At 73.8% G+C, this 11,427-nt stretch carries 8 protein-coding genes; all 8 read left to right on the plus strand.

The window, feature by feature from the left end:
• A partial coding sequence (locus ABZ642_RS46140) for a non-ribosomal peptide synthetase (protein WP_360497673.1) occupies window positions 1-966 on the plus strand: 966 nt, incomplete at its 5' end.
• Entirely contained in the window at window positions 966-4,979 is a 4,014-nt protein-coding gene (locus ABZ642_RS46145) for an amino acid adenylation domain-containing protein (protein WP_360497676.1), read from the plus strand. The genes ABZ642_RS46140 and ABZ642_RS46145, both read left to right, overlap by 1 nt.
• Before the next feature lie 126 nt (window positions 4,980-5,105).
• Window positions 5,106-6,113, plus strand: coding sequence for a GHMP kinase (locus tag ABZ642_RS46150; protein WP_360497679.1), 1,008 nt, complete (start codon window positions 5,106-5,108; stop codon window positions 6,111-6,113).
• Window positions 6,088-7,149 (plus strand): pyridoxal-phosphate dependent enzyme, encoded by a 1,062-nt coding sequence (locus ABZ642_RS46155; RefSeq protein WP_360497682.1) that lies wholly within the window; start codon window positions 6,088-6,090, stop codon window positions 7,147-7,149. Before ABZ642_RS46150 ends, ABZ642_RS46155 begins: the two co-directional genes overlap by 26 nt.
• A complete protein-coding gene (locus ABZ642_RS46160) occupies window positions 7,146-8,381 on the plus strand; it encodes an ATP-grasp domain-containing protein (protein ID WP_360497685.1) in 1,236 nt (411 codons plus the stop codon). Before ABZ642_RS46155 ends, ABZ642_RS46160 begins: the two co-directional genes overlap by 4 nt.
• Window positions 8,378-9,901: an argininosuccinate lyase gene (gene argH, locus ABZ642_RS46165; RefSeq protein ID WP_360497688.1), complete on the plus strand. Its 1,524-nt coding sequence runs from the start codon at window positions 8,378-8,380 to the stop codon at window positions 9,899-9,901. The genes ABZ642_RS46160 and argH overlap by 4 nt, the downstream gene beginning before the upstream one ends.
• Window positions 9,888-10,970, plus strand: coding sequence for a GntG family PLP-dependent aldolase (locus ABZ642_RS46170; protein ID WP_360497691.1), 1,083 nt, complete (start codon window positions 9,888-9,890; stop codon window positions 10,968-10,970). The genes argH and ABZ642_RS46170 overlap by 14 nt, the downstream gene beginning before the upstream one ends.
• Before the next feature lie 180 nt (window positions 10,971-11,150).
• Window positions 11,151-11,351, plus strand: a complete 201-nt coding sequence (locus ABZ642_RS46175) for an MbtH family NRPS accessory protein (protein ID WP_360497693.1) — start codon at window positions 11,151-11,153, stop codon at window positions 11,349-11,351.
• Window positions 11,352-11,427 lie beyond the last annotated feature (76 nt).

Here is an 11,427-nt window from a genome sequence, read left to right on the forward strand (position 1 = left end):
ACCAAATTCCACCAACGCCTCGCCCCCACCGGAGCCCACCTCCACAACCAATGGGGCGCCACCGAAGTCTCCATCGACTCCACCAGCCACACCTGCACCACCGACGACCACGACGCGGACGTCCCGCTGGGCCGTGCCATCGCCAACAACGAGGTGCTTCTCCTGGACGAGCACCTCAACCCCGTCCCGGACGGCATCCCCGGTGAGCTGTACCTGGCCGGCGTGGGTCTGGCCCGCGGCTATCTCGGGGACGCCCGCAAGACCGCGGCGGCCTTCCTGCCGCACCCGGAGGTGCCGGGCGTACGGCTCTACCGCACGGGTGACCGGGGCATCCGGCGTGCGGACGGTTCCCTGGTCTTCCTGGGGCGTGCGGACAGCCAGGTCAAGATCCGCGGCATCCGCATCGAACCCGCCGAGATCGAACACACCCTCCGCCGCCACCCCCACGTCCACGACGCCGTCGTCACCAAATGGGAACCCACCCCCGGCGACCACCGCCTCGCCGCCTACATCACCAGCCGACACCCCGGAACGGAGGAGGACCTGCTCACCGACCTCAACACCCACCTCGGCGACCAGCTCCCCCTCTACATGATCCCCTCCAGCATCACCGTGCTGGACCGCATCCCCGTCAACGCCAACGGCAAGACCGACCACCGCGCCCTCCCGGAGCCCAAGGCCGCCGTCGAGGAGACGGCGACGCGGGCGAGCGGGGCGGCCGAGGAGCTGGTCGCCGGGATCTGGGCGGAGGTGCTGGGCCGGCCGGACCTGGACGTCCACGCCAACTTCTTCGCCCTGGGCGGGCATTCACTGCTGGCCACCCGGATCGTCTCCCGGCTCCGGACCGCCCTGTCCCCCGACATCCCGCTCGCCCTCATCTTCGACAACCCCACCATCCACACCATGGCCGAAGCGGTCGGACACCTCCTGCCCGCGTCCGGTACGGCTGACGGGAGGACCCCCTGATGACGACAAGTCCGATCGTGGAACGCGCGGTGGACACCGCGCGGCGGCAGACCGGACCCGGTCCCGCCGTGGACGCGCCGCTGTCGGCGGCGCAGCGACGGGTGTGGCTGCTCGAACACCTCCGTCCCGAGCTCGTCGAGTACAACATGGCGCAGGTCTTCGAGCTGTCCGGTCCGCTGGACGCGGACGCGCTCACGGCGGCGCTGCGGCTGGTCGTGGAGCGGCACACCATCCTGCGGTCCCGGGTGGTGCAGGACGCCACCGGCGGTCCGCGGCTCCGGGTCGGCCCGGCGTCGGCGGTCCGGCTGCAGCGGACGAACCTGCGCTACCTGGCCGTCGGGCCGGCGTACGAGGAGGCGTACCGGCTGAGCGAGGCGGACATCAGCGGCCGGTTCGACCTCGCCGCCGGTCCGTGGCTGCGGGCACGGCTGACCGAACTGCCCGAGCAGCGCCATCTGTTCACCGTGGTCGTGCACCACATCGCCGTGGACGCCGCGTCGATGCAGATCCTCTGGCAGGAACTGTCGCGGGCCTACGCGGCGTTGACCGCGGGCAGCCGTCCGGAGCTGCCGGAGCTGCCGATCCAGTACGCGGACTACGCGGAGCGGGCCGCGCGGCAGCTGGAGTCGCCGGAGTCGGCCGCCGAGGTGGAGCACTGGAAGCGGACCATGGCCGGTGCGACCCCGACCGAGCTGCGCGGCGACCGGGCGCGGCCCGCGGTGCGCGGCGGCGCGGGCGCCCGGGTGTCCCATGTGATCGACCCCGCGGTCGCCGACGGGGTGCGGGACCTCGCCCAGCAGTACCGCGTGACGCCGTTCATGGTGCTGTTCGCGGCGTTCGCCGCCCTGGTGTCCCGGCACTCCGGGAGCCGGGACGTGACGGTCGGAGTCCCGATGTCCGGCCGCACGCTCCAGGAGACGGAGGGCCTGATCGGGTTCTTCGTCAACACCGTGCTGCTCCGCACCGACCTGGAGGGGAACCCGACCTTCGCCGAGCTGCTCTCCCGGGTCCGGGGCACCACGCTGGAGGCGTACGAGCACCAGGGCGTGCCGTTCGACGTGCTGGTCGACGAGTTGCGGCCGGAGCGTGACCTGAGCCGCAACCCGCTGTTCCAGCTGCTGTTCAACCTGGTCGAGGAGCAGACCTCGCAGCTGCGGCTGCCCGGGGTGGCGGTCAGGTCGCTGCCGGTCGAGGCGGACACCGCCCGCTTCGACCTGGACGTCACCGTGGTGACGCAGGGCCGGCGGATGGAGGTGCTGATCTCCTACGCGACCGAGCTGTTCGAGGCAGCGACCGTGGCCCGGTTCGCCGAGCACTACCGGCGGATCCTGGCGCACGCGGTGGCGCGGCCGGAGACCCGGATCGGTGATCTGGACCTGCTCGCGCCGGCCGAGGAGCGGCTGCTGCTCTCCGACTGGAACGACACCGCCGTCCCGGAGTCGCCGCTGCTGGTGCCCGACCTGGTGGACCGGCAGGCCGAGCGCACTCCGGACGCGGTCGCCGTGCGGGGCCTGGACGGCGAGGAGGTCACGTACGCCGAACTGGTGCGGCGGGCCTCGGAGCTGGCCGCCGTACTGCGGGCCGAGGGTGCGGGCCAGGACGCCCCGGTGGGCGTGATGGTCGAGCGGTCCCCGGACCTGCTGGTCGCGCTGCTCGCGGTCCTCAAGGCCGGTGCGGCCTATCTCCCCCTGGAGTCCGACTACCCGGTGGACCGGCTGGCGTACGTGCTGGCCGACAGCGGGGCCCGGCTGCTGCTGGGCCGTCCGGAGCTGGTGGCCGGGCTGGGCCTGGACACGGACGTGCGGGTCATCGACATCGGGGCGCCACCGCCGGTCCCGGCCGGGGCGACACCGGTGGCGGCCCGGGTCCGGCCGGACGACCTGGCCTATGTGATCTACACGTCCGGTTCGACGGGGCGCCCCAAGGGCGTGATGGTCCCGCACCGCGGTCTGGTGAACTTCGTCGAGGACATCGGCCGTACCCTCGGCCTCTCCGGTGACGACGTGCTGTGCGCGGTGACCACCGTGGCGTTCGACGCGTCGATACTGGAGCTGTTCGTGCCGCTGGTCCGCGGCGCCCTGGTGGTCGTCGTGGACCGGGAGACCTCCGCCGACGGCGCCGCCCTGGCCGGGGTCCTCGCGGCGGAGCGGGCGACGGTCATGGCGGCGACCCCGGCCACCTGGCATCTGCTGCTGCTCAGCGGCTGGCAGGGCGGCGACCTCCAGGCCGTCTCCGGCGGCGAGGCGCTCTCCGCGCAGCTGGCCCGGGAGCTGGCGCCGCGGGTGTCGCGGCTGTGGAACGTGTACGGCCCGACCGAGACCAGCGTCTACTCGACCCTGCACCGGATCGCCCCGGACGGTACGGCGGAGCCGGTGTCGATCGGCCTGCCGATCGCCAACACCCAGGTGCACGTGGTGGACGACCGGATGCGGCTGGTGCCGATCGGGGCCGTCGGCGAGCTGGTCATCGGCGGCTCGGGGGTCACCCGCGGCTACTCCGGGCGGGCCGGGCTCACCGCGGAGCGGTTCGTGCCGGATCCGTTCGGCGCCGGCGGCCGCCTCTACCGCACCGGCGACCTGGGCCGCCGACGGCCCGACGGGACGCTGGAGTTCATCGGCCGGGAGGACACCCAGGTCAAGATCCGCGGTCACCGGATCGAGCTCGGCGAGATCGAGGCGGTCCTCCAGCGCCACCCGGCGGTGGCGCGGGCCGCGGTCATCACGGCGGGCGAGGACATGGCCCGGCGGATCGTCGGCTACGTCTCCTGGCGGGACGAGCCCGACGAGGCCGGAGTGCGCGGCTTCCTGCGGGAGCGGCTGCCGCAGTACATGGTCCCGGCCGTGCTGGTGGGCCTGGAGCGGATGCCGCTGACGCCGAACGGCAAGGTGGACCGCAAGCAGCTGCCCGAGCCGGCCGCGGAGGCGGGCGCCGAGCCCGTCGCGCCCCGGGACTCGCTGGAGCTGCGGGTCACCTCGATCTGCGAGCGGGTCCTCGGCCGGTCCCCGGTGGGGGTGCGCGACGACTTCTTCGCCGCGGGCGGCAACTCGCTGAGCGCGTTCGAACTGGTCGAGGCGGTACGGCGGGAGCTGGGCGTGAGCGTGCCGCTGAGCACGTTCTTCCGGGCGCCGACGATCGAGGCGCTGTGCGGTGCGCTGCCCGGGCTGTCCGCCGTCTCCGAACGACTGCTGGTGCCCCTGGCGTCGGCCGCGCCGGCCTCCGGATCGCCGCTGTTCCTGGTCCACCCGCACGGCGGCGGCGTCAGCTCCTACATGGGTCTGGCCCGGGAGCTGGAGGGCAGTGTCGACCTGTACGGGGTGGAGGCGGTCGGCTACAACACCGAGGCGGCCCCGCTGCGTTCGGTCGAGGAGATCGCGGACCGCTATCTGGCCGAGATCGCGGAGCTGTCCCCCGAGGGGCCGGTACTGCTGGGCGGCTGGTCGTTCGGCGGTGTGGTGGCGTTCGAGATGGCGGTGCGGCTGGAGCGGGCGGGCCGGCAGGTCGGCGCGCTGGTGCTGCTGGACTCCCCGGTGCCCGGGTCGGCGGACCTGGTCGGCGACGAGGACGTGCTCTCCCGGTTCGGGGCCGACGCGGGACTGTCGTCCGACGAGATGGACGAACTGGACGACAACGCGCTGATCGCCGCCCTGGTCCGGCAGTCCCACCAGGCCGGCCGGCTGCCCGACCGGATCGAGTCGACGGCCGTGCGCCGCATGGTCGACGTGGCCCGCGCCAACGGGGAGGCCGCCGGGCGCTACCGGCCCGGCGCGGTCGTCGACGCGGACATCCACCTGATCACCGTCTCCGAGTCCCACCCGACCCTCAAGAGCCCCGACGTCGACCCGGACGCGTGGCAGGCGCTGACCCGCGGCCGGGTCGGCACCGTCCCGGTGCCGGGCAACCACCACGACATGGTGCACCCGCCGCACGTCGGTGAACTGGCCGCGCGGATCGCCGAGATCGTCCGCCCCCACCAGGCCGCGGCAGCTGCCGCGCGCCCGTCCGCGGACGCGTGACGACGCATGACAAGGAACGACACCGGCAGGCCGCGGGGCCCGCACGGCCCCGCGGCCCCGGCCGCCGCCCGGCGGGGCGGTACGCGATACCTCCATTCCCAGACTCGTACGTTCGAGGAGGCGTAGGTGAAGATCGGCGTGCAGAGCCAGGACGTGCTGTCCGCACAGGACGGGCACGGCCAGGCACAGATGGAGTTGGTGCCCCCGGACCTGGAGCACGGTGTGCTCATGGGCACCGGAACCGCCCCCAGCCACCACGGTGAACTGCTCCAGGGAGTGTTCGAGGACGACGGCAGACTCCGCCGCGGCCTGGTGACCCTGCCCTGCCCCCTGTTCGCCAGCAACGCCACGGTGCGGCTGAGCCGGTGGGAGCCGGAGCTGACGGTCACCCCGGCGTGGAAGACCAAGGCCCTCGACGCCGCCCGCAGCACGCTCGAGGTGCTCGGCATGAGTGCCTACGGCGGTGAGCTGGAGCTGCGCGGTGACGTCGCCGTGGGCCGCGGCCTGGGCTCGTCGACCAGCGACGTGACGGCGGCGATCCTCGCCGTGCTGTCCGCGGTCGGCCGGCACCTCGCTCCGGAACGGATCGCCCGGATCGCGGTGGCCGCCGAGGCCGCCACCGACCCCCTGATCTACTTCGACCGGATGCTGCTGTTCGCGCATCGCGAGGGCGCGGTCATCGAGGACTTCCACCGGCCGGTGCCGCCGCTGGCGGTGCTCGGTTTCTCCTCGGCGGACCAGGAGATCGACACCCTGTCGCTGCCGCGGGCGCGGTACAGCGCCTGGGAGATCGAGTGCTTCCGCGCGCTGCGCGGCCTGATGCGCCGCGCCGTGGCGAGCGGCGACCACCGCGAGCTGGGCCGTATCTCCACCGCGAGCGCCCGGATCAACCAGCGGTTCCTTCCGGTGCCGCGTTTCGACCGGGTGCTGGAGATCGCCGAGGAGACCGAGGCGCTGGGCGTGCAGGTGGCGCACAGCGGCACGGTCGCCGGGCTGCTCTTCGCACCCCACCAGCCGGGGCTGGAGCAGCGCCTGGCGCTGGCCGCCCGCCGGCTCTCCGCACTGCGTATCACCGACCATTGGCGCTATATCGCCGGGAGCGACTCTCATGTCCCGTACGCACACCAGTCGTAGGGCCTTCACGAGCGTGGTCGACGGCCACGTCCTGCCCAAGGTCATCCAGGTCGGGCCCAACGTGTTCGGGGCCGCCTTCCATCTGATGAAGCTGCTGCCCGCGCAGTTCATCCTCACCAGTGCCATCGAGACCGGTGAACTCACCGAGGACACCACGGTCGTGGAGACCACGTCCGGCACCTTCGGGCTCGGGCTCGCGATGGTGTGCCGGCTCAAGGGGATCCCGCTGGTCCTCGTCGGGGACCCGGCGATCGAACCGCCGCTGCGCCGGCGGCTGGAGGCGCTCGGCGCCCGGGTGAGCATCGTGTCGGGTCCGGAGCTGCGCACCCGTGGCGTGCAGCAGGCCCGGCTGGACCGGGTGGCCCGCATCCAGGCGCGGCTGGGCTCGTACTACACGCCCGGCCAGTACGACAATCCGCTCAACCCGGTGTCGTACGGGGCCGTCGCCGAGCTGCTGCTGGAGAGCACCGGCACGTTCGACGCGCTGGTCTGCCCGGTGGGCTCGGGCGGTTCGTCGTCCGGGATCGGCTCGTTCCTGCGGGCGCTGAACCCGGAGCTGAAGCTGATCGGCGTGGACACCCCGGGCAGTGTGCTGTTCGGCGCTCCCGCCGGGCCGCGGCAGCTGCGCGGTCTGGGCAACGGCCTGGTGCCGCCCGTCCTGGAGCACACCCTGTTCGACGAGATCCACTGGCTGGACGCCGCGACCGCGTTCGGCGCGACCCGCCGGCTGCACGCCGAGCACGCCCTGTACATGGGGCCGACCAGCGGCGCCGCGCACCACGTGGCGCAGTGGTACGCCGAACAGCACCCGGAGCTGCGGGTGATGGCGCTCTTCCCCGACGAGGGCCACCGCTACACCAACACCGTCCACAACGACGTGTGGCTGCGCCGCAACGGCTTCCTCGCCGCGCCGCCGCCCGACGGGCCCGGCACCCTGGACCACCCGTCCGAGGTCGGCGGAGCCTGGTCCCGGTTCTCCTGGCACCGCCGTACCCGTGACGAGGTCGTCGCCCTGGCGGAAGGGGTGACCGCATGATCCGGGACGTCTTCGTCCTCGTCGAGAGCAACACCACCGGAACGGGACGGCTGTTCCCGGCGGCGGCCCGCGCGCTCGGCCTGCACCCGGTGCTGCTCGCGGCCGATCCGTCCCGGTACGCCTCGGTGGGCGGTGCCGAGGTGGTCCGTACCGACACCGACAGCGTCGAGGCGGTGGTCGACGCCTGCCGGCGCCTGGGCGGCGGCGGACGTCGCGTCGTGGGCGTCGCCACCAGTTCCGACTACTACGTGGAGACCGCGGCCGCCGCGGCCACCGCCCTCGGGCTGCCCGCGAACTCCCCCGCCGACCTGGCCGCGGTCCGTGACAAGGGCGCGCAGCGGACCCGGCTCGCCGCGGCCGGGGTGCGGGTGCCCCGGTTCACCGTGGCCGGCACGGTCGAGGAGGTCCTGGCCGCGGCCACGGAGACCGGCTACCCGGTGGTGGTCAAGCCGGTCACGGGCAGCGGCAGCCTGGGGGTGCTGCTGTGCGCGGACCCCGCGCAGGCGGCCGGGCACGCCCGCGAACTGCTGGCCCGCGGGTTCAACGAGCGCGGCCGGCCGGTGCCGCGCCGGGTCACGGTCGAGGAGTACGTGAGCGGCCCGGAGTACTCGGCGGAGGTCCTCGACGGCTCGGTGGTCGGCATCACCGCCAAGCACCTGGGGGCACCGCCCCTGTTCGTGGAGACGGGGCACGACTTCCCCGCCCCTCTCGCGCCGGCCGCCCGCGAGGCCGTCACCGAGGCCGCGGAGGCCGCCGTACGGGCTCTCGGGATCGCCCTCGGCCCGGCCCACGTGGAACTGCGCGTCGGCTCCGAGGGACCCGTGCTGATCGAGGTCAACCCCCGGCTGGCGGGCGGCTGGATCCCACGGCTGGTCCGGGAGGCGATCGGGACCGACCTGATCCTGGGGACGGTCGCCGCGTTCAGCGGCCGGCCGGTGCCGGTGGCCGCCACGGCGGCCCGGGGGGCCGCGATCCGTTTCGTCGTCCCCGAGGGCAGCGGCGAACTGCGCGGCGTCGACGGGGTGGCACAGGCCTGTGCCGTGCCCGGCGTGGTCGACGTGGAGACCTACCGGGAGCCCGGCGCCGAGATCGTCGTGGCCGGCGACTTCCGGGACCGGATCGGGCATGTGCTGGCCCGTGGCGCCTCCGCGGCCGAGGCCGCGGCCGCCGCCGACGAGGGCGTACGCCGGATCAGGCCGTCCCTCGCCCTCCGTGAGGAGGTGCCGGCGTGACCGACTCCGGCCGCCTGCGCACCGCCGCCTCCCCCGAGATCCGCCGCATGCTGCTGGAGCGGCGTGAGCCGCCGAGGCCCTCCTGGAAGAGCGAACTCGACCGGATCACCCATGTCGACCTCGCGCACGTCGTCATGCTGGCCGAGCGCCGCATCGTCGGCGCGGCGACCGCCTCCGCCCTGCTGGCGGCGATCACGGAGCTGCGCGAGCGGGACTACGCACCCCTGGAGACCCGGCCCGCCCCCCGCGGTCTCTACCTGGCCTACGAATCCCATCTGATCGAGACCCTCGGCGAGGAGACCGGCGGCGTCCTGCAGACCGGCCGCTCCCGCAACGACCTCGGCGTCACCTGCCTCCAGCTGGCGCTGCGCGAACCGTACCGCCGGCTGTCGGAGGAACTGGCCGAACTGGGCCGGGTGTTGCTGGAACGCGCTCATGAGTACCGCGAGGTGCTCATGCCCGCCTACACCCACTTCCAGGCGGCCGTGCCGGTCACCTACGGCCACTACCTGCTGGGGCTGGCGCAGACCTTCGAGCGGGACGCCCGGGCCCTGGCCCAGGCCGGTGAGGGGCTGGAGCGGTGTCCGCTGGGCGCCGGCTCGATCGGCGGGACGACCGTCCCGATCAACCCGGCGCGCACGGCCGAACTCCTCGGCTTCGGCGAGCCGGTGCGCAACTCGGTCGACGCCATCGCGACCCGGGACACCGCGCTGCGGATGCTGACGACGGCCGTGGTGCTGGGGGTCACGCTCGACCGGGCCGCCCTCGACCTGCTGATGTGGTCGAGCGCCGAGTTCGGGCTGGTGACGATCCCCGACGGGCTGGTCGGGTCCAGCTCGATGATGCCGCAGAAGCGCAACGCGTTCGTCCTGGAGCATGTGCAGGGCAAGTCCGCGGCCGCCCTCGGCGGGCTGACCGCCGCGGCGAGCGCGATGCGGGGCACGCCGTTCACCAACTCCATCGCGGTCGGCACCGAGGCGATGACCCATGTGATGCCGGCCCTGGACGCCACCGTCGACGCGGTGAAGATCCTGCGGCTGGCCTACGACGGGGCCCGGCCGGTGCCCCGGGCCATGGCCGCCCGGGCGACCGAGGGGCTGACCCACGCGACCGCCACCGCCGAGTGGCTGGTGCGCCAGGGGGTGCCGTTCCGGCGGGCCCACCACCAGGTCGGGGAGGCCGCCCTCGCCGTCGTGGAAGGACGGGCCGACTCGCTGGGCGCCGCCCTCGACACGCACGGCCAGGTGCCGGACGGCGACTCCTACGACCTCAGGCCGCAGAACGTGTGGTGGGCGGCCGAGTTCGGCGGCGGCCCCGGACCCGCCTCGTTCCGGCGCTGCCACGAACCGCTCACCCTGCGCTGGGCGGACCACCGCACCCGGCTGGCGAAGGAGACCGCCCGCTGGCACGACGCCGACGAGCGGCTGCGGGACGCCGTGGCCCTGGTGCACGGCAGGACCGAGCCCAGCCCCGCGACCGCCGGACCCGAACCGAAGGATGCCTTCCATGACGAGCCCTGACCGCGCCGCCTCCGCGGCACCCGTCGTCGAACTCCGCAGCGACACCTTCACCCTGCCGACCGCCCGGATGCTGGCGGAGATGACCAGAGCCCCGCTCGGCGACGACGTCTACGGCGAGGACCCGACCGCCCGCGAACTGGAGGAGCTCGCCGCCAAGCTCCTCGGCATGGAGGACGCCTGTTTCATGCCGAGCGGCACGATGGGCAACCTGGCCGCCCTGCTCGCCCACTGCCCGCGCGGCACCAAGGCCCTCGCGGGCGCCGAGTCCGACATCTACGTCTACGAGGCCGGCGGGGCCTCCTACTGCGGCGGCGTGATCGTCGAACCGGTGGCCAACCGCCCCGACGGCACCATGGCGATCGCCGACATCGAGGCGGCGTTCCCCGAGGATCCCGAGGACCCGCAGTTCGCGCTGCCCGCCCTGCTGTGCGTGGAGAACCCGCAGAACCGCTGCGGCGGGCGGGTGCTGCCGCTGGAGTACCTGGCCGAACTGCGCGCGCTGGCCCGTGCCCGCGGGGTGGCGGTGCATCTGGACGGGGCCCGCATCTTCAACGCGGCGCTCGTCCTCGGCGTCCCCGTCCATGTCATCGCCGGATACGCGGACTCGGTGCAGTTCTGCCTGTCGAAGGGGCTGTCCGCGCCGGTCGGCTCGATGGTCGCCGGCAGCACCGAGTTCATCCGCTCCGTGCGCCGGATCCGCAAGATGCTGGGCGGCGGCATGCGGCAGGCCGGGCTGCTGGCCGCCGCCGGGCTGGTCGCGCTGCGGGAGATGACGGCCCGGCTCGGCGACGACCACGCGACGGCGCGCCGGCTGGCCGAAGGCCTCGCCGCACTGCCCGGGGTCGTGGTGGAGCCGGTCGAGACCAACATGGTGTTCTTCCGCGTCGAGGCGCCCGGCCTGATCCAGGCCCGGTTCATCGAGCGGGCCTGGGAGGACGGCGTACGCCTCGCCGAACTGGGCCGCGGCCGGATCCGGGCGGTCACCCACGCCGGGGTGGACGGCGCCGACGTCGACCGCGCCCTGGCGGTCTTCCGCAACCTCCTGGCACCGCAGTCGGCCGCCGCCTGAGCCGACCGACAGACCGACCTACAGGCCTACGGGCCTACGGGCCTACGGAGCGAGAGACCCACAGACCCACAGACCGACGGGCCGACCGACCGATCCGACGGACCGATCCCAAGCCCCGTCCGCACCACCCGATGCACACCCATCCCTGAAACACCTTCAGAACACGATCGGAGAATCGTCATGCAGCAGAACTCCCAGCAGTGGCTCGTGGTCGTCAACGACGAGGAGCAGTACTCGGTCTGGGCCGCCGACCGCAGCATTCCGCAGGGCTGGCGCGCGGTCGGCGTCAGCGGTCCGAAGGAGGACTGCCTCGACCACATCGAGCGCACCTGGACCGACATGCGCCCGCTGAGCCTGCGGACCACGACCGCCGCCGCGTAACACCGGGCACGGGGGTGGGGGGGGGCCCCCGGCCGCCCCCGCCCCCCCCCCCCCCCCCCCCCCCCAGGCCCACCGC

The organism is Streptomyces sp. NPDC007157, assembly GCF_040634235.1.
Classification (GTDB): domain Bacteria; phylum Actinomycetota; class Actinomycetes; order Streptomycetales; family Streptomycetaceae; genus Streptomyces.

What these genes read in the sequence shown, in the direction of transcription:
- ABZ642_RS46145 (WP_360497676.1), top strand. Translation starts at nt 966, where the DNA reads ATGACGACAAGTCCGATCGTGGAACGCGCGGTGGACACCGCGCGGCGG.
- ABZ642_RS46170 (WP_360497691.1), top strand. Translation starts at nt 9,888, where the DNA reads ATGACGAGCCCTGACCGCGCCGCCTCCGCGGCACCCGTCGTCGAACTC.
- ABZ642_RS46160 (WP_360497685.1), top strand. Translation starts at nt 7,146, where the DNA reads ATGATCCGGGACGTCTTCGTCCTCGTCGAGAGCAACACCACCGGAACG.
- ABZ642_RS46155 (WP_360497682.1), top strand. Translation starts at nt 6,088, where the DNA reads ATGTCCCGTACGCACACCAGTCGTAGGGCCTTCACGAGCGTGGTCGAC.
- ABZ642_RS46175 (WP_360497693.1), top strand. Translation starts at nt 11,151, where the DNA reads ATGCAGCAGAACTCCCAGCAGTGGCTCGTGGTCGTCAACGACGAGGAG.